This is a genomic window from Desulfitobacterium metallireducens DSM 15288 (genome assembly GCF_000231405.2).
Lineage (GTDB): Bacteria > Bacillota > Desulfitobacteriia > Desulfitobacteriales > Desulfitobacteriaceae > Desulfitobacterium_A > Desulfitobacterium_A metallireducens.
Genome location: NZ_CP007032.1, coordinates 901295 through 927402, shown reverse-complemented (window position 1 = coordinate 927402; position 26108 = coordinate 901295). Strand labels below are relative to the sequence as shown.

Genomic DNA, 26108 nt, shown 5'->3' with positions numbered 1-26108 from the left:
CAACAGGTCATTTACTTTTGGAATATAAAACCTAAAGCAGTGGCATCATCCAGGATGTTTTCTCTGAAAAGCATCGAGCTTAACACCTCCATAAGATTTGTTATATCCATATTTTCTAAAGAGATATCTTTCTCTTGAATAGGGTCCATAAAGCCGTCTGTTAAAAAAACAGCTCCATCCCCAGGCTTGAATGAACATTGACACTCCTCATACTGCTCCTCTGCAGATATACCTAAGAAGAGCCCGGGTTGGCTTACTTTCCTTATGCCTTGTTCTCTAGAAGCAATTAGGAAATGGTTGATTCCCGCCACAGAATAGGTCAATGTTTCTTTTAAAAGATCGATATTAAAAAGGATAGCACCTGCAAAGAACTCCTCAGGCAAAATAGCTATGCTTTCGTGATTCAACCATTGCATTTTTTCCGACAAAGAGAGATCTTTAGAGACGACATACCGGAAAATTGCCCTAAGAGCAGATACTTGTAAAGCCGTTACGATCCCATGCCCCATTACATCGAAAAGAAATCCTTTGAAAATTTGATTTTCCTCATCCCAACGGTAATCATAGGAATCTCCGCTTAAGTAATCATAGGGTAGAAATAGACTTTTCATTCTCAGTCTCTCATGGATTAGGTCAGGTCTTAAAATGTTCTTTTGAATTTGGCCTCCCAATTCTAATTCTTTACGCCTCTTCATGTCCGCAGTGATATCAGTGAAAATCGCAAAATAATGTGTTAACTCTGACTTTTCGTCATAAACTGCATGGATGGCTAACGTTTCAGGGTAGATCTCTCCATTTTTACGTTTATTCCAAATTTCACCCTGCCATTGTCTCTTTTCGCTAAGGTCTAACCACATCTCCCGATAAAAATCGACCGTATGCCTGCCGGATTTAAGAATACGCGGACTTTTACCCAAGACTTCCTCGAGCGTGTACCCCGTTGTTTGCGTAAAGGCTGGGTTTACAAATTCAATTCTTCCGTGCGGATTAGTCATCAATATTCCTTCTTGGGCGGCTTCGAAAACACGTGAAGCCACTGCAATTACAGCATCAGAGCAATAGCCCGTTTCAAAGCACAAATCCACAAGTTTTTGTTGGCTTTCAATTTTCATAAATGCCTCCCGCAGGCTGAATTAAAATCGTTTCAATTTTATATTAGATATAATTCTAGCTTTTTTTCTACAATCCTTCTGTATTTCTCGAAAATCAAGTCGATTTTTCGAATTATTCTTTCATCAAATCCTTCTGTAAATCACTATATTTGGCCTCAGCCTCCTCTTCGTCGATAAACCAGAGAAATCCGTAATCCAATTGTTCATTGTTAAAGGTGCGAATCAAGCCCCCTTCAAGAACTCCCTTCCCCCAAGCTACAAAGAACTGAGCTGGAGAATTTACAGGGTTGACCCCCGTCCCAAAATAAACAGGGATCCCCCTCACCTCGGTTTTCTCGAGAATATTGGCACGCGTCGTACCACATGGATTGCTCATTTATTCCCCTCCTTCGTTCTTCTCGTTCTTCTCGTTCTTCTCTTTGTTCCTTCTTAAATACCTGGAGGTTATGAACTTAATCGTTTTTCAAAGCACAGGAACTTTCCTTTTCTAAAGAAAACATTTCCTACAGCTTCATAACCCCGTTTCTTATAAAAACGGATGGCAGGTTCATTTTCGATAAATGTATCCAACCGAATCGCTCCATACTTTCTTTCAGAAGCTACGTTTTCAGCATAGCTCATCAGGTGTTGGGCAATCCCTTGCCTTTGATAGAGAGGATCAACCATCAAACGATGAATCACGGCAATTTTTTCAGATGTATATTGCCAATTAACCATTTCATATTCAGGGTCTTGATGTTCATTCAAGACAATACACCCCATAATATGCTCAGAGATATTAGGAGATCCCGCAAGGAATAAAGATTTCGTCCTGATATCCTCCAAGAAGACCGCTTTGTTTGGGTAAACTTCATCCCATTGATCAATTCCTTGATCAATCATATGTTCGGAACAATTTTTACATAAGGTCAGAATCGCATCAATACAATTTTCCGATGCTTCAAGAATTTTCATTATGCATACCTCTAATTACCTTTGATATTATTAATATTTCTTAATTCAATTCTTTCTAATTCTGTACAATTCCTTCTATATTACTGACTTTACTGACTTTTAAGCGTTTTCAATAGGATGTTTGACTTATCTTCCGATTCCAGTTATACTGATAGCAAGCTCGTTGAATTGTGGATTTACTAAAAACCTTCTCTATTGCCTAAAGCTCTAGGAAGAAATGAACACTTCCATGTAGCGGGTAATAAAAATTTGGAGGTTTTTTTAATGTTTGAAGACAAAATTTTAACTTGTAGAGATTGTGGCGCTGAATTTACTTTCTCCGCTTCAGAACAAGAATTCTATGCAGAAAAAGGGTTTACTAACGAACCTGGTCGTTGCCCAGAGTGCCGTGCTGCTAGAAAAGCTCAAAACAGAAACAACGGTGGATACAATTCTCGCCCACAACGCGAAATGTTCCCTGCAACCTGTGCCAACTGCGGAAAAGAAACAACAGTTCCTTTCCAACCTACTGGTGACAGACCTGTATATTGCCGTGAATGTTACCAACCCAGTACTCGTAACAGCAACTGGTAGAATTTGAACTAAAGCCTTCCCAGGATTTAATCTTGGGAAGGCTTTTTTATTTTGTTTTACTCATATTTGATAATCCCGAGCAGATCCTCCGTTCGCTCACTCATAAATTTATAGGAATCATACACGCCTTGATTGTAAAACTCGAATGCTAATTTATCAATGATGAACTCCAATAATAAATCCGCCGCTAAATCGCCTAGCTCTTCTTCTCTTTCATTAAGAAAATAAACTTGCAGAGTCCGAATCATCTCCTGTCTTTTTTCCTTATCTAATTTTAATTTTTGTTTCAAATCTTCTTCCCTCCATCCCCCTGGGGTATCGCTTTTGAGATTTATCCGATTTTAGTCTCCCTGACTCCCAAGTTTAATCCAGGATATAATTTTTCAGTACAACTCGGGCAAATATCATGGGTGAATTCTGCTTCAGAATGTTCTTCAATATACTGTTCGACATGATTCCAGTATCCCTGATCATCCCGTATTTTCTTGCAAGATGCACATATGGGTAATAATCCTTTTAACTCTACTACTAAAGAAACATCTTCAATAATGGTTACCGCTAATTTCTTTTCCTTATATTCGAAGGGTGCTGAACTCACGAGCACATACTTAACCTGGCCTGAAGCAAATTCAATTTCCCCCTTAGTACGACGTGTTTCCTTCCCTTTGATTGCCTCAAGGGAGGTGCTTCTAATAATACATGAATTGCAATAGGGACTAAATCCGCAGCCTCTAGGATCATCGGTGTGATGAATACAATCCAACATAGTCCCACATCGATGCAGATAGGATTCCCCTTGAGTACATCCTATGAAATCACATGCTGCTTTGTTGACTGCATTGATCCGACACTCAGGATCCATGACATAGGCCCAAACGGGAAGTGTATCAAATAAAATCCTAAAGAAAGGGTCTTGTTGAAGTAATTGTTGCATGAAATCTCTCCTTGTCATGAGTTTTTACATCACTCTATTTCATACCACTCGCAATGCAAACTCCGGACAAACCGGATTACAATACCCGCACAGTATACAAGAGTCACGATCGACTTGAGCCTTACCATCTACCAAAGATAAAGCAGCATTAGGACAGGTCTCAACACAGGTGCCACAGCCCCTACATATATTCGTAAGGATATGTAACCTCTTTGAAGCTTTTAAGTTCCCTATTGTAAGGTTCGCAGATAATTCTTCATCGTTAAATATCTTAAGATTCATTTCTAATTCTTCAAGCTTCACCATACCAACCGCTATTGAGCTTAATTCGGGTATTTGGCGAACAAAATCAAAAGCCTCTTTCAAGTCAGTGATCAGATGTCCACCGGCAAGGGCTTTCATCCCATACAACCCTTTTCGAGCATCGTGCGCTTTACGGATGGCCTGAAGCATCTCGTCGATACTCCCATCGACGATTCCCATTCCCAGCTTATTAACAATCGGAAAAATTATATCTACATTAGGAATTTCAGCCGCTCTTCTTACAACAGGTACGACGTGGGTCGAAATTCCGATCGCCTTCAGAATTCCCTTTTCCTTGTAGTCGACTAAACATTGAAAAGCTCCTGCCCGTTCTTCGAAGACGGCAGGAGTCACACGAGCGGCATGGAGTAAGAAAATCTCAATCTGTTCACGTCCAAGAGATTTTAAGGCTAACTCAATACTTCTCTCCATATCGGCATAGGTATGTGCAGGAGATTTTGTGGCAATGATGACTTCTCCGTTAAATTGGTCCAGGGCTCTCCGGATATGGGGATATGTATTATAGGTCTCTGCTGTATCAATAAAATTTACACCTTGACGGAGGGCAGCTAGAATGAGTTCTCCGCCCGCTTCTTCCGAAATCCTCGCTTGAAGTGGCACCATAGGTAAAACACCAAAACACATTTCGCTAACTTCTAACTGCGTTTGTCCTAATCTAGTTTTTTTCACTATAATCCCCCCGTCTCCGAATTATAGATCTGTTAATATTTTCTAGAATTCGCCATAAAACTTCGTTTCCCTTCACAACTCATAAATTTATGTTCTCTATCGAGATGCCAGGATCCGTGTAACGATGTCATCTCCAACTTCCCAAGTCTTCGCAGTTCCTCCTAAGTCAGGAGTTAATACCTTCTGCGCTGTGATTTGTTGTTCAATCACTTGCTGAAGCAATTCTGCCATTTCATTCTCACCGTGATGTTCGAGAAGCATTTTAACTGCGCCAATTGCACCTAACGGATTAGCAATTCCCATTCCTTGAATATCGGGTGCAGACCCATGAATCGGTTCAAACATGGAAGGATATTTGAAAGATGGATCAATATTGGCTGAAGCACCCAAACCTATACTTCCCATTATTGCCGAACCAATATCCGTTAGTATGTCACCAAATAGATTAGAGGCAACAATAACATCAAACCGTTCGGGGTGCGTCACTAAAAAAGCTGCCATGGCATCGACAAGATATTGATCCGCATGAATATCAGCATAGTCCGTTCCTACCTCTTTAAAAACCTCATCCCAGAAAACCATACTATAGTTACAGGCATTCGATTTTGTGACTGAGGTCAGATGCTTTTTGGGGCGCTTTTGGGCAACTTCGAAAGCAAAACGAAGGATACGTTCTGTTCCATGTCGGGTAAAAACTCCGGTTTGTAACGCAACTTCCGCTGAAGTCCCTGGGTTAACTCTGCCTCCTACACCCGAATACTCGCCTTCCGTATTTTCACGAACGAAGACCATATCAATGTCCTTAACCCCCTTATTTTTAAGTGGGCTTTCAATTCCCGGAAGGAGTTTTATCGGCCGAAGATTAACATACTCTTGAAAACTCTGCCTAATCGGTAAAAGCATTCCCCATAAAGTAACATGATCGGCCACGCTTGGATCTCCGACTGCCCCAAGCAAAATCGAGTCAAACGATGCAAGTATAGCCAAAGCATCCTTTGGCATCATTTCACCATGCTTCAAATAGTACTGCGTTCCCCAAGGGAACTCTTGGAATTCAAAACGAATCCCTCCATCAAGACGCGCTACTGCATCTAATACCTTCACCGCTTCAGCAGTTACATCAATACCAATTCCATCACCGGGTAAACTGGCGATTTTATAATTCCGCATGGTTTCTAGCCTCCAAATTCTAAATTGATAACTGATAAAAAAACCCGAACAGGAACGTTTTTTTTAACATATCCTTTCGGGTTTTCGTAACTTAAGCTTGCTCGTTATCGATTACTTGGTAAGAGTGTAGTCTTTTTCATGTTTCTTATTTTGGCGACCCAAAAGTTCTTGTGAAATTTCCTTTAAGTTCACGCCGCGATCTTCGAGCATGACCAAAAGATGATAGAACAGATCCGATACTTCACCCCGAATTTCTTCTGGGGCATTATTTTTGGCGGCAATAATCGACTCAGCGCTTTCTTCCCCTACTTTTTTCAGAATCTTATCAATCCCCTTTTCGAAGAGATAAGTTGTGTATGCTCCTTCCGGTCGCTCTAGATTACGCGTATGAATCACTTCAGCCAACATATCTAGGGTCTGCCCCAGAGAAATATCCGCACGTACTTCCGGTTCTCCCACCGTTTTAAATTCAATCGCTTGTTCATCATCAACAGCATAGTGAAAACAAGAAAAATAATTTTCATGGCAGGCCATTCCCGTTTGGTCTACAGTCAAGAGAACGGTGTCCTGATCACAATCAAATTTGATATCAACCACTTCTTGAGTATGCCCAGAAGTTTCACCTTTTCTCCACAAGGACTGACGGCTTCGACTATAATACCAGGCCTGCTTTTCTTGCAAAGTCCGGCGTAAAGATTCTTCATTCATATAAGCGAGCATCAAAACCTCACGAGTTTCAACATCCTGAACCACCGCAGGAATCAATCCATCCGCATTCCACTTTATTTTTTTGAGGATAGGAAAACTCTCACTCATTCAAGCTTACCTCATTTCTTAAAATTACCAACGCACAGGAATCATACATTCTTCCAAATAACGTTTTGTTTCTTCTATACTATACTCCCGGTAATGAAAAATCGAAGCGGCTAAGGCTGCATCAGCCTCTCCAATGGTTAGGCCCTCTGCTATATGCTCCAGATTTCCCACGCCGCCGCTCGCTATCACAGGCAGTGAAACTGCTCTGCTTACCGCACGAGTGAGTTCTAAATCATAACCATTCTTCGTACCATCGCGATCCATCGAGGTCAACAGAATCTCACCTGCACCGCGTTGCTCCACTTCTTGTACCCACTCGACGACATCTTTACCTGTTGCGGTCCGTCCGCCATGAATATAAACTTCCCAACCACCCGCTTGCTTTTGGCGCGCATCAACTGCCACGACGATACACTGACTTCCGAAGGCATGCGCACCTTCTTCAATAAGGCTAGGATTTTGGACAGCTGACGTATTCAGCGAAACTTTATCTGCTCCTGCACGTAAAACCTGACGAATATCTTCAATCGTACGCAGCCCACCCCCAATCGTAAATGGGATAAACACTTGCTCCGCGGTACGGCGGACAACTTCGATCATGGTTTCGCGTCCTTCGGAGGATGCCGTAATATCTAAAAAGACGAGCTCATCGGCTCCTTCTCGGTCATAAAGTGCGGCTAATTCTACTGGATCACCGGCATCGCGCAAGTTGACAAAGTTTGTCCCCTTAACGACTCTTCCTCTGTGCACATCCAGGCACGGTATGATTCTTTTAGCAAGCATATAATCCCCTCCTGGATCTGTTATCTCAATTACCGACCGTCTTTAAAGCCTCAGCTAAAGTGAAGGCCCCGGAATATAACGCTTTACCGACGATCGCCCCTTCGATCGTCACCTCGCTCGCCGCTTGCGCTTGAAGCTTCTGTAAGTCCTCGAGACTGGAAACCCCACCAGAGGCGATGATCTGAAGCTGACTCACTTGAGCTAATTGGACAGTACTCTCAATATTCGGTCCCTGAAGCATTCCATCCCTTGAGATGTCGGTGAAAATAATCCGCCGGACGCCCACTTCTTTCATCTTCAATGCTAAATCAGTCGCCGTCATTTCCGTCGTCTCCGCCCATCCTTGAACCGCAACCTGACCATTTTTTGCGTCAATTCCTACGATAATCTTATCGCCACCAAAACGTCTCACAGCATCAGCCACCAGTTGAGGATCCCTTACTGCAACGGTTCCAAGGATGACTCGAGCAACGCCTAAATTTAATAGCTCTTCAATTCTTTCAAGAGAGCGGATTCCTCCTCCAACCTGAACCTTTAAGTCAACAGTCTCGACAACCTTGCGAATCACGCCATCATTAACGGGTTTTCCTGCGAAAGCACCATCTAAATCCACCATATGAAGATATTTCGAACCTTCAAGAAAAAAACGTTGCGCAACTTCGAGGGGATTTTCTGCATAGACCGTGAAATCCTCCATCCGGCCCTGTAATAGCCGAACGGCTTTGCCTTCTTTTAAATCAATGGCTGGAAACACGAGCATTTTGATTCACCCACTTCCCGAAGTTTTCTAAAAGTTTTAACCCCCAAGGGCTTGATTTCTCCGGATGAAATTGCGCTCCCCAAATGTTATTCCGACCTACTAAAGCCGGAAAACGGATGCCGTATTCACAACTTCCAGCAACGACCTCTGGATTTTCAGGGACCGCATAATAAGAATGCACAAAATAGAAAAAGGATTCATCCGGAATTCCTTCTAACAATAAAGAAGGTTTTTCCTGATGCACCGTATTCCAACCCATATGGGGAACCTTTCGTCCTTCCGGAAAACGCACGACTCGACCGGGCAAAAGTCCTAACCCTTGATGGTTCCCATGCTCTTCCCCTAATTCAAAAAGGACTTGCATACCCAGGCATATCCCTAAAAACGGGCGACCCGACGCACCAAATTGACGTAAAGGTTCAACCCATCCTTGTTCTGTTAGAGCTGCCATCGCATCCGCAAAAGCGCCAACACCTGGCAGGATGATTCCGTCCATGTCAGCAAGTTCCGTTGCATCCGTCATAATTTTGGCAGGAAATTGAAGGCGTGCTAACGCTTTTTCCACACTCCGTAAATTTCCACGGCCATAATCTACGATCCCGATCACTTCTCGTACCTCCCTATAAGACACCCTTCGTCGACAATACACCCTTAAAACGAGGATTTACTCGCACTGCCAGACCTAATGCCCGTCCTACTCCCTTAAAAACAGCTTCCATAATATGATGACGATTCTTGCCGGTGATCAGATGAATGTGCAACGTTATCCCCGCATTGACGGCCAGAGCACGAAAGAATTCTTCTGCCATCTCAACTGGAAAATCCCCGATCATCCCGTCTGAACATTCAACATCCCAGACAAGGAAAGGGCGGTTGGAAAGATCTAGCGCGACCTGAACTAAAGCTTCATCCATCGGTAAAGAAGTATCTCCTACCCGCTCTATTCCTTGACGCTCACCCAAAGCCTTTTGCAGAGCTTGTCCCAAGACAATTCCGCAATCCTCAATCGTATGATGTGGATCCACCTGCAGATCCCCTTGGGCTTGGACGTCTAAATCGAAATAGCCAAAACGGCTAAAAGAAATCAGCATATGATCAAAAAAGCCAATACCTGTTTTAATCTGGGCTTCGCCGCTACCATCAAGATTGAACCTGACTCTAATTTGAGTTTCCCGGGTATTTCTTTCGAGAGTTGCTTCCCGCATTTGAATCCCTTCCTCACGCATCATTTCTTTCTTGCTTCTACAGCTCGAGCATGAGCTTCAAGCCCTTCACGACGGGCAAAGTGAGCAATCGCCTGAGCATCTCGTGTTAACGCTTCCTCCGAATAATTGATAACGCTGACTTTCTTCATAAATGTATCAACATTCAGGGGTGAATAAAAGCGAGCTGTCCCCCCTGTCGGCAATACGTGATTGGGACCCGCAAAGTAGTCGCCGACGGGCTCTGGTGAAAAGCGTCCAAGAAATACTGCCCCAGCATTTCTGACCCTTCCTAACCAACGAAAAGGTTCTGCTACAACGAGCTCAAAATGTTCAGGAGCAATTTGATTCGCTAAACCTAACCCTTCCTCCAAATCTTGAACTAAAATCGCAGCACCATAGTTTTCCCAAGCACTGCGTGCAATCTCTACCCGTGGCAAATCTGCCAATTGCCGTTCCACTTCCTGGATGGTTTTCTCTAAAAGAGCTTGGTCTGGAGAAACAAGAATCGCTGAAGCCAAACGGTCATGCTCGGCTTGAGACAGCAAATCAGCGGCAAGCTCTTCCGGTCGCGCTGTGTCATCGGCCAAAACTAAAATTTCACTCGGCCCAGCTAACATATCAATATCAACGGTGCCGAAAACCTGTTTTTTCGCTAAGGTCACATAGATATTTCCTGGGCCCGTGATTTTATCGACAGAAGCAATTTCCTTCGTGCCATAAGCTAAGGCTGCGATAGCTTGCGCTCCCCCGACTTTATAAATTTCAGTAACGCCGGCTTCAGCTGCCGCCACCAAAACTTCAGGCAAAAGTGTGCCATCTGAGCGTGGAGGACTCACCATGACAATTTCTTCAACGCCAGCAACCGCGGCAGGCAAAGCATTCATCAAAACAGACGAAGGATAAGCCGCTGTACCACCCGGCACATAAATTCCCACTCTTTTTAAGGGGAGAATAAGTTGACCCAGAACAGATCCATCTTCTTTTGCATCAAACCAAGACGAACGTTTTTGTTTTTCATGATAGGAAAGAATGTTCGCTCTCGCTTGACGAACTGTTGATAAAAACGCTTCATCGACTTGCGTGTACGCTTGCTCTGTTTCTGCCGGGCTCACTTTCAACCCAGATTCCCGTAGATTGACTTTATCAAAAGTTTCAGTCAACTGATAGAGGGCTTCATCCCCTTCATGACGAATGCGTGATAAAATATCGCTCACTCGCTGTTCAAGTTCCGCATCATTCCCGTAAGATTTACGGGTTAAACGTGATAAATTCATATCTTCGAGTTTTTCAACTTTCATTTCTAGGGATCCTCCAATCTCACTTCACAATTTCGCGAAGTTTTTCAGTTAACTCATTGATCCGTTGGTACTTCATCCGGTAAGCTACCCGATTCGCGATCAAGCGAGTCGTTGCTTCCAGAATGGGTGCAACTTCCACGAGATGATTTTGCCGTAAAGTTGTTCCAGTAGAAACGATATCAACAATCATTTCAGCTAAGTTCACACGGGGGGCCAGCTCAATATTTCCATGAAGTTTTATCGGTACCACTTGCATTCCCTTTTGCCGGAAGAATTCCTCAGCTACTCGAGTGAATTTCGTCGCGACCCGTTGGTGATTAAGGACACTTAAATCAAAGGTCCCATTCGGCAAACGCGGTGGAACATTTTCTTCAGGCATTGCGACTACGAATCGGCAGTAACCGAACTTGAGATCCAGAAGTTCAGCTACATCTTTATTTTCCTCTAAAAGCGTATCTTTACCCACAAAACCGATATCAGCTGCTCCATGTTCCACATACGTTGGGATGTCGGTCGGCCGACAGATAATAATTTGCGCTTCAGCACCGTCTAAAGGAAAAAGCAGTTTCCGTGATTCTTCACTAACTTCGCTGCATTCAACTCCCGCCTGGGTCAAAACCTCCAAGGAATCCGTCAATAATTTCCCTTTCGGGAGAGCAATCGTTAAAAAGTCATTGGACATGGGTTTTCTCCTCTCCTTTGATTAAAGTCTACGACATCCATGAATATTTCATATTTTCTTTATTACTTTACTTCGTTAAAGCGTTAATTGATATGCATGTATTATATCAGTCTTAGATTAACGTGACAACTGTTAATTTCAGATTCACACCAAAGGAGGCTTCTTCGGAGAATTCAAATGCACAATGGATCAATCGCCCATCATAATGCCCAACTTTCGAGCGGCGCTTAAAACGGGTTCATCTTGATTCACTTTTTTTAACTTATTCACCGCTTCTGCTAGAGGAACACGAACGATTTTTTGACCCTGTAACGCAACCATGGTACCAAAGTCTCCTTCTAAGGCAGCTTCAACTGCAGCAACTCCATAACGCGTCGCTAGAACCCGATCCGATGCGTTAGGAGACCCTCCTCGTTGGAGATGACCTAAAACCGTAACCCGGGTCTCCATGGCAGTCAATATCTCGAGATCTTCCCCCAGTTTCGCTCCGATTCCGCCGAGCTTAATCGGATCGATTCGACCGAGTAGATTCCGCTCGACCACCATTTCACCGCCCAAGGGTGTAGCTCCTTCAGCGATTACAATAATGCTGAATTTCTTGCCTAAATTTGCTCTCTTCTTCATGGCTGCGGCAACTTTTGATAATTGATAAGGAATCTCAGGAATGAGAATGACATCCGCTCCTCCTGCGACTCCAGCATAGAGTGCAATCCAGCCTGCATACCGCCCCATAACTTCTAAAATCATGACCCGATGATGCGATTCCGCCGTCGTATGGAGTCGATCGAGTGCCTCTTGCGCCGTAGACACTGCCGTTTGGAACCCGAAGGTGACATCTGTCGCCATAAGATCATTATCAATCGTCTTAGGAATTCCGATGACGGGAAGACCCTGTTTAGCAAACTCTAAGGCAATACTTAAACTTCCATCTCCGCCAATAGCCAAGAGGGCTTCAACCCCAATCCCTTGGAGTTGCGAAATAACCTCTTCTGATCGATCAACAATTTGGAGCTGACCCTCAACTAAGGTTGGGTAAGCGAAGGGATTATCACGGTTTGTGGTCCCTAAAAGTGTCCCACCACGCGGGAGAATACCGGAAACATTGGACAACTTCAACAATTTGTAATCTTCTTCAACTGCACCCCGAAACCCATCCCGAATCCCAATCACTTCGATGCCCTCTTGATAACTGCTTTTTACGATCGCCCGTATTACGGCATTGAGTCCTGGGCAATCTCCTCCTCCGGTGAGAACGGCTAATTTATGCATTAAATTACTCCTTTCATTTCTTCGGAGTGATGTTATCTCTGTTTTATCCTAGACTATTCTATTCGCTTAACCTGAGCAATGCCTTTACGTTTTGCGATCATTTCAACTTCAGCTGCGCTTAAATTTGCGATACCCATCTCAGCCTGCACACCTTTTCCGCGGAGTTTTTGGACCGCTTGAATAACCTGTGAAACATCTTCACCATAGACTAAAACCTCTGGACACGGTTTCGTTTGGGGACTCATCCGCTCCGCTAAAGCTCCAAGATTCATAGCAAAACCCGTTGCGGGTAATGCATAGCCAAATTCGCCATAAAGCGCATCATAGCGCCCGCCTTCAACAATAGGGTAGCCAATATCACGCACATACCCTTCGAAAATAACTCCGGTATAATAGGAAAAGCCACGAAGAATTCCTAGGTCCAAAGCCACATACTCTTGGACATTAAAATCTTTTAAGTATTCGTAAACCTTTCTTAACGAGGCCACTGCCTCCTGTAACGATAGACTTTGACTCCAGTCTAGAACTTCCTCTAGCATCTCTGCTTGGCCATGGAAATGAGGAATCCTTAAAAGAATTCTCTTCGCCGAATCAGAGAATTTGCTTTTTTCTACGATTCTTTCAATCCCCACCAAATCCTTATGGGCTAATCGTTCTTCGTATTTTAACCGGAACTCAGTGTCGATCTTTAATTCATCCATGATTCCTGAAAAGATTCCCATATGCCCAAGATTAAATTGAAAATCCTTCAACCCGAATTTTCGCAAAGACTCGATGGCTAAGGCGATAACCTCAGCATCAGCTAAGGGATCACCAGACCCAATGAGCTCGACTCCAGCTTGCCTGAATTCCTGATGACGATTCGATTCGGTCCGATAAACATCGCTTGAATAACATAATCTGAGGGGCAGCTCTGAACCTTTTAACCTTGAACTGACCATCCGGGCAATGGGCGTCGTGAGTTCTGGACGCAGAACAAGGACATGACCTTGCCGATCAAAGAATTTATAAAAAAGGTCTTCCTTTTCTTCATCAGGTTGCAAACACGCACCGTATTCTAATGATGGTGTCGCAACTTTTTGATAGGCCCATAATTTAAATAAGGAAACGATTTCGCCTTCTAATTGATCTTGTACTGCCATTTCTTCTGGCAAAAGGTCTCTCATTCCTGTGGGTATTCTTAATCCTAAGGAAGAACGATTCATTTTACTTTCTCCTTTTTTGCTAATCTTTTTAGAATCAGTTGATAGCCATCGGCACCAAAATACAAACACCGTTTAACTCGGCTAATCGTCGCAGTACTTGCCCCTGTTTTATGGGCAATCGTCGTATAGGTCACATTTTTTTCAAGAAGTTTTGCTACCTCTAACCGTTGAGCGAGTGCTTTAATCTCCGAAATTGTCGCGATATCCTGAAAAAATCGATAGCATTCTTCCTTATCTTTTAATAAGAGAATGGCTTCGAAAAGTTCGTCACTTAAAGGATCGCGCAGACGGCGGTCAACTCCTTCTAAAGACTCCCCAGCCTCAACCTGTTTATCCTCTTGAAATGTTTTCTTAACTTCGTCCACGAGACATCATCTCCTTATTCTTCTCCACTTTAATTTATTAAAGTATTGAGGTGTTGTCAAGGATGTTAATTCATTTGAATAAAAAACACTTGCACATTTCCGATTTTATGTGTAAAATAACGTTATCTTAATTTTAAGAGTGATTCCTAAGGAATTGCTCATAATTAAATAAAACTCTTATCCAGAGTAGGTGGAGGGACTGGCCCGATGAAACCCGGCAACCGGCAGTGATGCACGGTGCTAAATCCTGCAGGAATAACTGGGAGATGAGAGGAAATCCGAAAGCAGCTTTGCGGGATTCCTCCGTGAAGTTTTTTGTTATGCCCAGAGGGAGGGAAATCATTGATTAACATTGAGCATTTAAGCAAAACCTACACTTCCCATAAGGGAAATGTCATCGCTCTCGAAGATATCTCTCTGGATATCCCACGTGGAGCCATTTACGGAATCATTGGCCTGAGTGGTGCAGGAAAAAGCACCCTTGTTCGTTGCCTAAATCGCTTGGAAGAAGCGACCAGCGGTCAAATTTTGATCGATGGTCAAGATATTACGAAGCTTTCCGGCAAAGGACTTCGCGATGCACGTCAAACAATTGGGATGATTTTTCAACACTTTCATTTACTTCAATCACGAACTGTTGCAGAAAATATTGCCTTTCCCTTAGAAATTGCCGGATATAAGAAGAATGATATTGAAAAACGAGTCAAAGATCTTCTCCCGCTCGTCGGTCTTGAAGATAAAGCGGATGTCTATCCTTCTCAATTAAGCGGCGGCCAGAAGCAGCGGGTTGGAATTGCCCGTGCTCTTGCAACCCGACCGAAAGTTCTTCTCTGTGATGAAGCGACTTCAGCGCTAGACCCGCAAACGACGGTCTCGATCCTTAACCTTTTGCGAGAGATTAACCAACAGTTGGGGCTGACGATTGTCATGATTACCCATGAGATGAAGGTTATTAAAGAAATCTGTACTGATGTCGCAGTCATCGATGCTTCAAAAATCGTGGAATACGGTCCTGTCGAACAAGTCTTTATTCAACCTCAATCCGCGATTGCCAAAGAATTCATTTCTAGCATCTTCCCCAATGAGTTGCCGAGTGATCTTCTCCGCGAACTTGCAGCTCACCCTGATTCTGAGATTGTTCGAATTCATTTTCTGGGTTCCCGTGCCTCAGACCCTATCATCGCCGATTTGATGAAAGGCTGTGACGTACGCGCCAATATTTTGTATGGAAGTATTGACCACCTACGCTCAACACTGTTCGGCACACTCACGCTTGAACTCCAAGGTTCGACGGAACAGCTTTCTAAAGCCCACGCGTATCTCTCCGAACGCGGGTTAAAAATGGAGGTGGTCCAAAATGGGATTTGATTGGTCCATTCTTTCAACCCCAAATTACTGGCCGAACATGATTCATATTCTTACCCCAGCTCTTGGCGAAACTCTGTACATGGTTATCGTTTCAACCATACTTGCCTATATTATCGGTGTTCCACTTGGCGTAATTCTTGTCATTTCTTCGCAGGAACACATTCTTCCTAATCCATGGGTTGAGAGAACTTTAGGAACGGTTGTTAATATTTTTCGTTCCGCTCCGTTTATTATTCTACTCGTATTCCTCATTCCCTTCACGCGTAAAATTGTAGGAACATCTATTGGCACAACGGCAGCGATTGTTCCGCTGGTCATTTCATCAGCACCCTTTGTCGCCCGCATGGTCGAAAGCTCCTTAAAAGAAGTTCCTTATGGTGTGATTGAAGCGGCATTGTCAATGGGTGCCTCTCCTTGGCAGATTATTCGCAAGGTTCTACTCCCTGAAGCCACGGCTTCTCTGATTCTCGGATTCGCCATTACCACCATCAGCGTGATTGGCTATACAGCCATGGCTGGCGCGGTCGGCGGCGGCGGATTGGGAGCCTTGGCGATCGATTACGGCTACAATCGTTTTCGAACCGATATTATGTTAATTACCGTTGCACTACTTGTGCTTATCGTTCAAGGTATCCAATCAATCGGTACCGTTTTTGCCCGTAAATTAGCCAATCACTAATCTGATAATCGAGCTTCTTTAGTTGATGGGCCCGTTAATTAAAGAGCTTGGATATAAACTAAGCGAATCCATAAATAACTCAATAATGATTAGATTTGAGGAGGTATAAACATGTTTAAATCAAAGCGTCGTCTAGCAACTCTCGTCCTTGGCTCACTTGTCTCCCTCTCATTACTGGTCACCGGTTGTGGCAATAACACGGCTAACAATGCCGCTACAGGAAATACCGCTAATTCCAACAAACCCGTCGTGCTCAAAGTCGGGGCAACTCCGAAACCCCATGCCGAAATTCTTGAGCATATCAAACCGGAATTAGCTAAAGAAGGTATTGATCTCCAGATCCAAGTCTACAACGATTATGTTGTGCCTAATACCGCTCTTGATGCTGGCGAAATTGATGCTAATTTTTTCCAGCACCAACCCTACCTCGATTCTTTTATTAAAGACCGTGGTATGAAACTCGTTTCCATTGGTCAAGTCCACCTAGAACCTATGGGTCTCTATTCTAAGAAAACAACTAAGGTTGATGAGCTCAAAGCCGGAGATACCATTGCAATCCCTAACGACCCTTCAAACGGCGGACGCGCCTTAGTCGTCCTTGAAAAGGCGGGTCTAATTAAACTCAAAGACGGAGTAGGGGTTAAAGCAACGGTTCAAGATATTGTCAGCAACCCTAAAGAATTTAAAATCTCAACAATCGATGCTGCTCAACTTCCACGTGTTTTAGAAGACCCTAAAACCGCTGGTGCTGTTATTAACACGAATTTTGCCCTTGAAGGCGGCTTAAATCCTAAAGACGCACTCACCATCGAAGAGGCTAAAGACAACCCTTATTCCAACATTGTCGCTGTTAAAGCGGATCGCAAAGATGATCCCAATCTTCAAAAACTCATGAAAGCCTTAACCAGCCCTGATGTTAAGAAATTTATTGAAGACAAATATCAAGGTTCTGTTATTCCTTCCTTTTAGTTTTAATTGACGAACGTTAAGAAGCGAGATCCGTTCAACACGGTATCTCGCTTCTTTTTTGTTTTTTTCACTGTACATTTTATGTATTCCCTCGTATTACCAGTAAAATGAAGGGATAGAACTAAAATGTTCTCATACACTAAGTTCAAATAGTTGAGCAAGGTGGGACATTTATGAATTCCTTCGAACGCAAGGTTCAAACCCGCTTACATCTTCATCCCGAGCATTTGCGCATGCTCTTAGCCCTCCCTACAGAGGAAACCGTTGAAACGTTAATCCAATATCATATTTTCGAGTCAAAAAATGCATACCTTGGCCAGCTTCTTTCTTCCCTGCTTCCGATATGGGAAACTCTCGCATGTGATGGAAATGAGACCTTGGGGAAACTTCTTCGGCTTTTAGAGAGTACGCGGATCAGCCCTATCAAACATGAAGATCAGCTTTTACATTCTAATCTTCTTCGTCTTCGGATTCTATCAGAGACTGCAGGACCCTTCCCATTTTCTCCGCTGTCCATTCAGGAAAATTTGCTTAAATTCCTGACAGACTCTGAAATCCTTGCAGATTTGCCTCAGCTCGAGGTGATTTCTTTTTCTCCCGCAGAGATCTCACCCTTAACCGCTGAACTTGAGCGCTATAAATTAAGTCCGATCAGTCGGCGTTACGTGCAGAATCTCTTCCATGCTGAGCGCCAAGAAGCTATTCTCTCTGTCCTCGCCTATCTCGCCAAAAACTATACCTTACTCGGGACATGCCGGCAAGCGTATGCCGTCATGCTTTCCTTAGATGAACTCGACAAATGGAGCAAGCATCCCTTCTGTCTTCGTCTTCTAGCTAACCGCTTCTGGGAGTATCGCACGCAGGAAATACTCTAATCCCATCAGTCCTCAACAAAATATTCCCCTTAAAACAGATACTATAGCATCAACAGCACCTGTTCTTTTACGCCGTCCCATTTTATTTTAAGTACAGATACCGTTCCATACTTGGTAAATAAGGGGACCACTCAGAATCTGAATAGGCTCCTTTGGCATGCTTGAATTGCCAAAGCTCTGCCTCCATTGCGTCAGCATAATGCACCAGGAGTGCTTCCATAATCTTAGGGCGCTTCGGAGATTGCCATTCATATCGTCCATGATGGCTCGCTAAAATATGCATCAGCTTGGTCTTCAACTCCACAGGGAAACCGAGGATCATATCTATCTCTCGAGTAACCATCTGAATACCAAGTACGATATGTCCCAATAATCGTCCTTCAGTGGTCACATCTATGCCTCGTGCATATTCATATTCGCTTATTTTTCCCAAATCATGAAGCAGTGCTCCTGTAATAGTTAGATCACGGTCCACTTCTGGATAATGAGAGGCGAGTGAAGCAGCAAGTTCTGCAACTTCAACGCTATGCTCCCATAACCCTCTCAAGTACGCCTGATGGATCTTTCGAGCAGCGGGACAGCTTCGATAAGCTTTTCCGATTTTCGGATCCTCTAATATATGTTTGATTAAAAGATTTAAATAGGGATCTTCTACCTCTTGAACCAATGTTTTAAGCCTCTTCTCCAGCTCCCCTGCAGACTCGGGAGAAGCTTGCAGAAGCTCTGTAAGCTCAATTTTATCCTCAGGTACAGGTTGAAGCGAATCAATGCTTAGCTCCAGATTCCCTCGAAATTCATTAACCTGCCCTTTCATTTCAAAAACATCGAATTCTTGAAGCCAGTGGCTCATTTGGGCCGTCATCTCCCAGACTTTTCCCCCAATACTGCCTGTGCAATCCTGGCAGGTTAAAATAAGATAACTGCCGGGTTTATTCCGAAAGGTGGCCTCCTTCCAATCCGTAATTAAAAGAATTCCCTGATAGCGTTCTCCAGCCTTCAGATCTTGGATCATATTCGTTCCCCTTTTTCTTAAATTTCACACTCTGAAATTTCACCGACACTTTCGACACACCGTTAAGTATACACTAAGGATACACCAAGGGGACGACAGTTTTTTGCTTACAATTATAGGGATTCTATTCCTGCAAATACCGACTCAGCGCTTGACTCACTCGCTCCCTCATCTTCCCTCGGAGTTCCTGGGGTTCCAAAACCTCGGCTGCAGATCCAAAGCCTAGTAACCACGTGATAAACTCATTTTCACCAATAATTTGATCCTCCATGACCCATGTGTTCGCCTGTTCCTGGCTTAGTATACAAGATGGTCGATGAGCAACATCCTTTTTAAGTTTATCCAGAGTATGCGAACGTTCATAAAAACGAACTTTCACGTCCATGGGTTTCCCAAATTCCATTCCCCAATGAGGCGCTAGCCATGCTTTAAGCTTAAAGTGTTCAGGCAGTTCAAATCCTTCATTAAGCTTCAAAATGTCCTCAATTTTATGGAAATGATAGCTTTTAACGATCTCATCGTGACGTGCTACAAGATACCAGCATCTTAACCGAGAGTAATAAACGAGCCCTAGAGGCTCAACTATCACCATTTTTTCTCCGTATTTGAACTGGATCTTTTTCTTTTGCAGAATTGAATTTTCTAAAGACAAAAAGAGTTCTGGTGCAATCAATTCTAGAGGGGTCAAATTCCCTTTGATCAAGCGATAGTTCCCCTCCTGCTCAAAATCAAATGGAGCAAGCAACTTTTGTTTTAGTGTTTCCTTCTCTGAGCTCTCCGTAGCAAGTAAATTTAAGGTATCGACTAGGGCTAACGCTTCCCCAATATTGATATGAAAAAGGGATTTATGAGAATCGGATTGGAGTAAATACCATTTGACATGCGGTTCAAAGAGATCTTCTTCATAATCTCCCCTCTCCTCATCATCTTGCTCATCCTGATCAGTGAAGATAGGGAGCTGTACTTCGAAAGAATTGAGCATCATCTCGAGATCATGTTGAATCGTAGCCAGAGGAACTGCACACGCTTTGGCTAAATCAATAACGGAAATTCCTTGAACGGAATGAGCCCGCAATAACGCAATTATTTTCTCAACGCGTTCCACTGAAGTCATGTTGGCCCTCCTTTCCGTAGAGTTCGTACATTCGAGCCCATTCTTCGCGCATTCTTTCTCTTAATTCCGGAGGTTCCAAGACTTGTGCGCTACTTCCGAATCCTCTGAGCCAAACAGCGATCTCCGCGATTCCATCGACACGATCGGTAAGGATAAGCCCTTCTTCGTCTTCCTCCAATTGACAACTCACACGACCCTGCAACTCCTCACGAACCCTCTGAAGGGTGGAATACGTGCGATAGAAACGTATTTTCACTTCCGTCGGGGTAGCACACCGATAGATACCCCAACTCGATCCGTAATACGTTTTTAAATCAAAATCCGAATTACCCTCAAAATGTTCTTCCTCCTGATCAAGATGCAGAATCTGATCAATGACATAAGTGCGCATTCCGTTCTTCGTTTTAGTGGCCAAATACCATTTATCAAGAACCCAATAATAGACAATGCCTAAGGGATAAACTCGCACTTCCTGAACTGTTTCTTCCCCCTCACGACGATAAAGAATTTTAATGACTTGATGTGATCGAGCAGCCTGTACTAATGCATTGCATATGTGAATTCTTCGCATATTATGACTAGGCGTCCGCCCTTGTACCAAAACCGTCTCTATTTCTTCGTGTGGAGGGAGCGAGATATTCAACTTTGCTTCAAGAGCCGGAATAACCTCAGGTAAGGGGCTCAGCGCTTTGGTTAGCTTCAATGCTTCGTAAAATACCTGTTTTTCACGTTCATTGAGTTGTAACGGGGGAAGAATCCACGTTGGATTTAAGCAATATACATTTCCTTGACGAGTAACAAACCCTTTAAAGACCAAGTCTTTAACCATTCTTTCCACTGTTTTTTCTCCGGTCTCTCCGTCCGCACCGGAATGAATCAGCTTCTCAATTTTCGCAACGGTCAGCCCCGCTTTAAAGCGTTGTAAGAGCTCTAAAATTTCCATCTGACGCAGTGTTGCTTCTTTTAGCGGAGTAAGCTCACACCAGCCAGGACTCTGTAAAAAAAGTTCTTGCTCGTCATTTTCTGCGAATATATATTCTTTCTGAGCGAGCTCCACTAAATCACGTTTAACTGTTGCTTCACTTGTCAGGAATCTCTCGGCTAGCCCCTTCTGCGTATGTTGCCACGGTTCCTTCGCGATAAGCTTAATAAGCTCAGTTTGACGTCTAACTTTATTCAAAGCAATTCCCTCATTCCAAATATTCCAGATAGCCAAAATTGAATAATTAAGTTATGATAAATAATATAATCGACAGGAGGTATTAAAAATGAACCTAGAAACTCAAATACAACATCCTGCAATCTCCTTTACGTTTACACCTGAAGCCAAGGAATTTTTGCTTCAAAAGCAAGTAGCTTCAGTTCACATTGAATCCATGGATCTTGATGCATGTTGTATTCCTATCGTTTCCCCTCCAGCAGTACGCCGTGGCAATCCGCTTAAACCTGAAAATTTCATTCCTATGAATGCTGAAGGAATAACCGTCTACTATGATCGTTACCTCCCTAAACGCCCGGAAGTTAAGATCGAGCTTTCAGGGTTTGGCCTTTTTAAAGGGCTTCGTGTTGCCAATTGGGAAATCAAATTCTAATTGCCCTCATGTTAAAATTCAGTTTATCAGAAAAACATTTTTAATTCAAAAATATAAAATGTCCAATCCTAAAAGGATTGGACATTTTTTTGAAATTGATGTTAATTTCCCCTGGGTAACAAAATCTAGAAAGGATGGAGTTGATCGTGACAATTAGGAATCTATCTTTACAGAATAAACTTCACACTTTGTGCTTTCAATTCATCCATGTGTTGCATCAAGACCTCAGTACTTTCTTGAATCGTACTCGCCGCTGCACTCATTTCTTCTGAAGAAGCTGCGATTTCCTCAGCTGCTGCAGCATCATCTTGTGAAGTGTCCGCCACTGCTGAAACGGCTTGTCCAATGGCTTGAGTCATGCTCACAATCTCTTGCACTTCAACTTCAACCACATTCAAGAGATTTGCAACGTTTTGACTTCCCTCTGCGATCTCAGCAAACTCATGTTGCGCTTTATCTCCAATTCCAGTCTGTTCCCTGATTAAATCTGCAGCATCATCCGTGGCCTCAACCGAACTCTCAACGTTGCGCGTTATATGCTCAATCAATTCTTCAATATGTTTCGCACTTTGACGTGACTCCTCAGCGAGTTTTCTTACTTCATCAGCGACTACGGCGAACCCTCGTCCTGCATCTCCTGCACGGGCAGCCTCTATTGCTGCATTAAGTGCTAATAGATTGGTTTGATCCGAAATTCCCGTAATAATATTTGTAATTCCTCGAATTTCCCCGGTCTGATCCCGCAAGTTCTTTCCAGTCTGGCGTATTTCCTCTACTCTATCTGTAAATTCCTTCATTTTTTGAGCTAAATCATTCATCATTGCTTTACCACTTTGGGTTCGCTCTACTACTTCAGAGGTGCTTGTTCCAATATCCACCATCTGATCTCTAAACGTTAACATTTTACTATTTATCGTACTTGCTTGAGCACTGATATCCTGTGTTGTCTCAGCAAGGTTCTGGGCACCAATTGCCACCTGACTCACACTTGTTGCTACTTGTTCAGAGCCTTTAGAGGATTGCTCCGTGGAACTCGATATTGCCTCAACCTCAGATTCTACATTAGAGATAGCCAGGTTTATTGAAGAGCAAATAGAACGTGTATTTTCAACCATATTCTTCATCGCTACTGCTAGCATTTCCAGCTCTCCAAAATATTTTGTCCGCAAATTCACATTAAGATTTCCTTGAGCTAAGACCTCCGCATTTTGGGATAACTCAACAATAGGACGAGTGATTAAAAGCGATAATATGTATGCGGCAATTACCCCTAATATCAAGACTCCCAGTCCCATAAATAAAACCCATTGTCTTAGATTGTTCATATTGGCAACTACTACTTCACGAGAAAGTACGGCTTTTATATACCCTTTAACTTCTCCTTTGTAATCCTTAAACGGAACTAAGAGAATATTGTTTTTTCCATCAGCACTGATCAGTGTATTTGAGTTTCCACTCTGTAATCCTTCTAGTTCTTTATCGGGTACTACAAACGTGTCTTCCCCTGTTCCCAAAAGGAGTCCTTTATTTTCTTTAACCCCTTTAACCATAGAAGAATCCGGATTCAGTACATAAATAAAATATTCACCCGCGTTTTTCTTTTGTAATTCGCTGAGAAAATCCTTTCCAAAATCCATACCGTATTCAGCAGTACCGACTTGCTTTCCTTCATATGTAATGGGAGCCACGACACGGAACCCATATCCGTCAACCCCTTCTTCTAATCCAGAAACGATCTTGTTTTCCTTATTCGCCTCAACAACAGTAAACCGAAAAGAAGACAAATCATCTCCGAATTTCTTGGGACTATGTGCTCGATAAAAAGATGTTGCTGGTGCTAGATGGAATTGCATCTGACTAAATCCTTCATTTTTCACGGTATCAAAAATAGGTTGTGCCATGCGTGCTATGTCTCCACGATTCTGATTCGCCATAGCTTTGGCGATTTCCGGATTTGATGTTACCGAAAGAATCGAAGACTTTGCAGTCTCTAGGCGAGTAGTAAATTCATCCTGAATTCCTTTTTCCACGAGCCTTTTTGTCTCCTGCTCACTGGACGCTAAGAGTTTTTCCGCATTCCAAAAGCTAGCTATAGAGAGCGCTCCTACGATCAAAAAAATAACAACTGCTGCAAATAGTGTAATCCTTGTCTTAATTGACATTGAGCGATTTTTCATAGCTTCAGGCCTCCCTTTAGGAAAGAATTCTCAATTGCAATATAGTTTATTTCGACACAAATTGACTTAATCCTGCTCATTAATTAAAGGGCACTCAGGTAAAATCTAAAACCCAGAGTGCCCTTGTCTTACACGGTAACTATTCTAATACCTGAAGACTCATCTTATAATCGTAGATAAGCTGATTATACTGACCATTGCAAGCGCCTTCAATCATTAACTTTCGAGAACGAACTAAGAGCGACTGATGAATTTCTTCTCTCCGCCCTATAAAGTGGAGTATCTTACGAATCCCCGGATCCTTTGTCTTCTCTACACTTTTTTCATACAAGGATCGGGAACTTAACTCCAAATCAATATCTATTTTTAAAAGTTGAAGGGGGTCCGTACCCTGCTCGATATATTCTAATTTCCAAGGTTCACCCCGATTATTCACATAATAGCCCAATTCTCCGCCAAGCTTATGAATCAGGGTGCTTAGGATTTCGAGATGTGCAAGTTCTTCGGCAATAATAAGTCCATACAATTCCCGAACGAATCGATCTGAAATATTAGCCTGATGACTTAAGTACTGGGTAATTTGGCTCAGTTCACCATCTCGCCCTGCGTAATGTTCAAGGAGAATTTGAGCGAACTCAGGATCTGGTCTCGCAACATGGATTGGATAAAAAAAACGTTTTCGGTAATTATACACGCCGATCCCTCCCTTAGTTCGCCATTCTGCCTACAGTATATGAAAGTAGGGAAGAAGATGCTCACACAGGGAAGCTACCTTTAGCAAAATTTAACTGAGATAAAGAAAACTTGGCTTGCGCCAAGCCTTAGCGCAGGCGGAAGCCTTAGTTGCACTTATACTATCTACCGATAAAAACTTATACTTTCTGATACGTATAAAAGAACTTCTCGCCCATAAATGAGCGAGAAGCTGTGTTAGTTCGTTAATCCTTTGATTCCGATATCATAACGATAATGAGCCTGCGGGAAATCAATGCTTTCAACTAATTGATAAGCAGCTTCGCGGGCTTTAACAAGGTTTGGCGCCTTCGCGCTTACTCCCAGTACTCTTCCACCCGAATTGACAAGTTGTCCCCCGTTTGTGGCCGCTGTTCCAGCATGGAAAATCGCGTAATTATCCTGGACTTGAGAAGGCAGATGAATCGAAATTCCTTTTGTGTAAGCTTGCGGATATCCAGGAGATGCTAGCACAACGCAAACGGCTGTATCCTCACTCCACTTCAACTGCACATCCTGAAGCGTACCTTCCGTACACGCCCAAAGAACAGATAGAAGATCTGATTCCATTCTCAACATAACCACTTGAGTCTCCGGATCGCCAAAGCGAGCGTTAAACTCGAGGACCTTAGGACCTTCAGGGGTAAGCATGAGCCCAACAAAAAGTACCCCTTGAAACGTTTCGCCACGCTCCTGCATAACTTTAAGCGTAGGCTGAACAACCTCTTGCATAACTTGCTGTTCTAATTCCGGTGTCCAAAACGGGGGTGGAGTATAGGTTCCCATCCCACCCGTATTGAGTCCTTGATCTCCATCTAAAGCCCGCTTGTGATCCTGTACAGGCACCATTGGAACGGCGTTTTCCCCATCTGTAAAACAAAGCAAGCTGACTTCCGGACCGGTTAAGAATTCCTCAACCACCAGAGTTTTTCCTGAGGACTTCAAGGCCCCTTCCATAATTTCATCCACGGCCTGTAGAGCTGTTTCCAGATCCTCAGCAATAATTACACCTTTACCAGCAGCTAACCCATCCGCTTTTAAGACACAAGGAACTCCAATTTGCTGAATGTATAATTTTGCCCTTTGTGAATCCTGGAAAACCTCCCAACGCGCTGTTGGAACGTTCGCCGCATGCATAATTTCTTTAGCAAAGGACTTACTACCCTCTAAACGAGCTGCTGCGCGACTCGGTCCAAAGATTCTCAACCCTTTCGCTTGAAAAGCATCAACAATTCCAAGCGTTAAGGGTTCCTCTGGTCCCACAACCGTTAAATCAATGGCTTTTTCTTCAGCAAACGCTAATAAAGAAGAGATGTCGTTCGCCATAATATTTACATTCCAGCCCAAGGTCCCCGCATTACCTGGTGCAACATAAATCTGCTCTACATCCGGACTTTGGGTCAGTTTCCATGCCAAAGCATGCTCTCTGCCACCGCTCCCGACAATCAAAACCTTCTTACCTATCTCAGGC

General features: G+C 43.3%; 29 protein-coding genes and 1 riboswitch. Of the genes, 6 read left to right on the top strand and 23 right to left on the bottom strand.

The window, feature by feature from the left end; all coding sequences use genetic code 11:
* Positions 1–11: 11 nt before the first annotated feature.
* The 3 genes from DESME_RS04430 to DESME_RS04420 all read right to left on the bottom strand — a co-directional run bounded on the left by DESME_RS04430 (position 12) and on the right by DESME_RS04420 (position 2066).
* Entirely contained in the window at positions 12–1112 is a 1101-nt protein-coding gene (locus DESME_RS04430; protein ID WP_006715056.1) for a SpoIIE family protein phosphatase, read from the bottom strand.
* Between the two features lie 112 nt (positions 1113–1224).
* Positions 1225–1488: a hypothetical protein gene (locus DESME_RS04425; RefSeq protein ID WP_006715057.1), complete on the bottom strand. Its 264-nt coding sequence runs from the start codon at positions 1486–1488 to the stop codon at positions 1225–1227.
* A 68-nt stretch (positions 1489–1556) separates the two neighbouring features.
* On the bottom strand, positions 1557–2066 hold the full coding sequence (locus DESME_RS04420; RefSeq protein WP_006715058.1) for a GNAT family N-acetyltransferase: 510 nt from the start codon (positions 2064–2066) through the stop codon (positions 1557–1559).
* A gap of 264 nt (positions 2067–2330) precedes the next feature.
* Here DESME_RS04420 and DESME_RS04415 point away from each other — a divergent pair, with 264 nt between their 5' ends.
* Positions 2331–2639, top strand: coding sequence for a zinc-ribbon domain containing protein (locus DESME_RS04415; protein ID WP_006715059.1), 309 nt, complete (start codon positions 2331–2333; stop codon positions 2637–2639).
* Between the two features lie 56 nt (positions 2640–2695).
* Here the strand turns inward: DESME_RS04415 and DESME_RS04410 are convergent, their stop codons facing one another.
* From DESME_RS04410 to DESME_RS04345, 14 genes are all read right to left on the bottom strand, one after another.
* Entirely contained in the window at positions 2696–2929 is a 234-nt protein-coding gene (locus DESME_RS04410) for a DUF2164 family protein (protein ID WP_006715060.1), read from the bottom strand.
* Between the two features lie 41 nt (positions 2930–2970).
* Positions 2971–3573: a PAS domain-containing protein gene (locus tag DESME_RS16150; protein WP_006715061.1), complete on the bottom strand. Its 603-nt coding sequence runs from the start codon at positions 3571–3573 to the stop codon at positions 2971–2973.
* A gap of 39 nt (positions 3574–3612) precedes the next feature.
* Positions 3613–4566 carry an aldo/keto reductase gene (locus tag DESME_RS04400; RefSeq protein WP_006715062.1) on the bottom strand — a complete coding sequence of 318 codons (954 nt, stop codon included), beginning with the start codon at positions 4564–4566 and terminating at the stop codon, positions 3613–3615.
* A gap of 96 nt (positions 4567–4662) precedes the next feature.
* Positions 4663–5736, bottom strand: a complete 1074-nt coding sequence (locus tag DESME_RS04395) for a tartrate dehydrogenase (protein ID WP_006715063.1) — start codon at positions 5734–5736, stop codon at positions 4663–4665.
* A 111-nt stretch (positions 5737–5847) separates the two neighbouring features.
* Positions 5848–6552 carry a bifunctional phosphoribosyl-AMP cyclohydrolase/phosphoribosyl-ATP diphosphatase HisIE gene (hisIE, locus tag DESME_RS04390; protein WP_006715064.1) on the bottom strand — a complete coding sequence of 235 codons (705 nt, stop codon included), beginning with the start codon at positions 6550–6552 and terminating at the stop codon, positions 5848–5850.
* A gap of 24 nt (positions 6553–6576) precedes the next feature.
* Positions 6577–7335 carry an imidazole glycerol phosphate synthase subunit HisF gene (gene hisF, locus DESME_RS04385; RefSeq protein WP_006715065.1) on the bottom strand — a complete coding sequence of 253 codons (759 nt, stop codon included), beginning with the start codon at positions 7333–7335 and terminating at the stop codon, positions 6577–6579.
* Positions 7336–7360: 25 nt separating this feature from the next.
* Positions 7361–8095 carry a 1-(5-phosphoribosyl)-5-[(5-phosphoribosylamino)methylideneamino]imidazole-4-carboxamide isomerase gene (gene hisA, locus DESME_RS04380; protein WP_006715066.1) on the bottom strand — a complete coding sequence of 245 codons (735 nt, stop codon included), beginning with the start codon at positions 8093–8095 and terminating at the stop codon, positions 7361–7363.
* Positions 8073–8702 carry an imidazole glycerol phosphate synthase subunit HisH gene (gene hisH / locus DESME_RS04375; RefSeq protein ID WP_006715067.1) on the bottom strand — a complete coding sequence of 210 codons (630 nt, stop codon included), beginning with the start codon at positions 8700–8702 and terminating at the stop codon, positions 8073–8075. The genes hisA and hisH overlap by 23 nt, the downstream gene beginning before the upstream one ends.
* 13 nt (positions 8703–8715) lie before the next feature.
* Positions 8716–9306, bottom strand: coding sequence for an imidazoleglycerol-phosphate dehydratase HisB (gene hisB / locus DESME_RS04370; protein WP_282432826.1), 591 nt, complete (start codon positions 9304–9306; stop codon positions 8716–8718).
* Positions 9307–9320: 14 nt separating this feature from the next.
* Complete coding sequence (hisD, locus tag DESME_RS04365; protein WP_006715069.1) at positions 9321–10598, bottom strand: histidinol dehydrogenase; 1278 nt, start codon at positions 10596–10598, stop codon at positions 9321–9323.
* Between the two features lie 19 nt (positions 10599–10617).
* The gene (gene hisG / locus DESME_RS04360) at positions 10618–11280 is read right to left on the bottom strand and encodes an ATP phosphoribosyltransferase (protein ID WP_006715070.1); all 663 of its coding nucleotides are present in this window, start codon (positions 11278–11280) and stop codon (positions 10618–10620) included.
* A gap of 189 nt (positions 11281–11469) precedes the next feature.
* A complete protein-coding gene (locus tag DESME_RS04355) occupies positions 11470–12549 on the bottom strand; it encodes a 6-phosphofructokinase (RefSeq protein WP_006715071.1) in 1080 nt (359 codons plus the stop codon).
* A 53-nt stretch (positions 12550–12602) separates the two neighbouring features.
* Entirely contained in the window at positions 12603–13754 is a 1152-nt protein-coding gene (hisZ, locus tag DESME_RS04350) for an ATP phosphoribosyltransferase regulatory subunit (protein ID WP_006715072.1), read from the bottom strand.
* Positions 13751–14041, bottom strand: coding sequence for a YerC/YecD family TrpR-related protein (locus tag DESME_RS04345; protein ID WP_041484081.1), 291 nt, complete (start codon positions 14039–14041; stop codon positions 13751–13753). The genes hisZ and DESME_RS04345 overlap by 4 nt, the downstream gene beginning before the upstream one ends.
* A 252-nt stretch (positions 14042–14293) precedes the next feature.
* A riboswitch (SAM riboswitch) is annotated at positions 14294–14392 on the top strand.
* A gap of 69 nt (positions 14393–14461) precedes the next feature.
* Between DESME_RS04345 and DESME_RS04340 the strand changes: the two genes are divergently transcribed.
* From DESME_RS04340 to DESME_RS04325, 4 genes are all read left to right on the top strand, one after another.
* A complete protein-coding gene (locus DESME_RS04340; protein ID WP_006715074.1) occupies positions 14462–15487 on the top strand; it encodes a methionine ABC transporter ATP-binding protein in 1026 nt (341 codons plus the stop codon).
* Positions 15477–16166 (top strand): methionine ABC transporter permease, encoded by a 690-nt coding sequence (locus DESME_RS04335; RefSeq protein ID WP_006715075.1) that lies wholly within the window; start codon positions 15477–15479, stop codon positions 16164–16166. Before DESME_RS04340 ends, DESME_RS04335 begins: the two co-directional genes overlap by 11 nt.
* Positions 16167–16277: 111 nt before the next feature.
* Positions 16278–17135, top strand: coding sequence for a MetQ/NlpA family ABC transporter substrate-binding protein (locus DESME_RS04330; RefSeq protein ID WP_006715076.1), 858 nt, complete (start codon positions 16278–16280; stop codon positions 17133–17135).
* 173 nt (positions 17136–17308) lie between these two features.
* Positions 17309–18010 carry a hypothetical protein gene (locus tag DESME_RS04325; protein ID WP_006715077.1) on the top strand — a complete coding sequence of 234 codons (702 nt, stop codon included), beginning with the start codon at positions 17309–17311 and terminating at the stop codon, positions 18008–18010.
* An 82-nt stretch (positions 18011–18092) separates the two neighbouring features.
* Here the strand turns inward: DESME_RS04325 and DESME_RS04320 are convergent, their stop codons facing one another.
* The 3 genes from DESME_RS04320 to DESME_RS04310 form a co-directional block, all read right to left on the bottom strand.
* Positions 18093–19022, bottom strand: a complete 930-nt coding sequence (locus tag DESME_RS04320) for a 3'-5' exoribonuclease YhaM family protein (RefSeq protein WP_006715078.1) — start codon at positions 19020–19022, stop codon at positions 18093–18095.
* Between the two features lie 124 nt (positions 19023–19146).
* Entirely contained in the window at positions 19147–20136 is a 990-nt protein-coding gene (locus DESME_RS04315) for a helix-turn-helix transcriptional regulator (RefSeq protein ID WP_006715079.1), read from the bottom strand.
* Positions 20114–21316, bottom strand: a complete 1203-nt coding sequence (locus tag DESME_RS04310; RefSeq protein ID WP_006715080.1) for a helix-turn-helix transcriptional regulator — start codon at positions 21314–21316, stop codon at positions 20114–20116. Before DESME_RS04310 ends, DESME_RS04315 begins: the two co-directional genes overlap by 23 nt.
* A gap of 88 nt (positions 21317–21404) precedes the next feature.
* Here DESME_RS04310 and DESME_RS04305 point away from each other — a divergent pair, with 88 nt between their 5' ends.
* Entirely contained in the window at positions 21405–21728 is a 324-nt protein-coding gene (locus DESME_RS04305) for a CC/Se motif family (seleno)protein (protein ID WP_006715081.1), read from the top strand.
* Between the two features lie 167 nt (positions 21729–21895).
* Here DESME_RS04305 and DESME_RS04300 read toward each other — a convergent pair whose 3' ends face one another.
* The 3 genes from DESME_RS04300 to purD form a co-directional block, all read right to left on the bottom strand.
* On the bottom strand, positions 21896–23905 hold the full coding sequence (locus tag DESME_RS04300) for a methyl-accepting chemotaxis protein (protein WP_006715082.1): 2010 nt from the start codon (positions 23903–23905) through the stop codon (positions 21896–21898).
* 139 nt (positions 23906–24044) lie between these two features.
* A complete protein-coding gene (locus DESME_RS04295) occupies positions 24045–24599 on the bottom strand; it encodes a manganese catalase family protein (protein ID WP_006715083.1) in 555 nt (184 codons plus the stop codon).
* Positions 24600–24835: 236 nt separating this feature from the next.
* The gene (gene purD / locus DESME_RS04290; protein WP_025248657.1) at positions 24836–26101 is read right to left on the bottom strand and encodes a phosphoribosylamine--glycine ligase; all 1266 of its coding nucleotides are present in this window, start codon (positions 26099–26101) and stop codon (positions 24836–24838) included.
* Between the last annotated feature and the right edge of the window lie 7 nt (positions 26102–26108).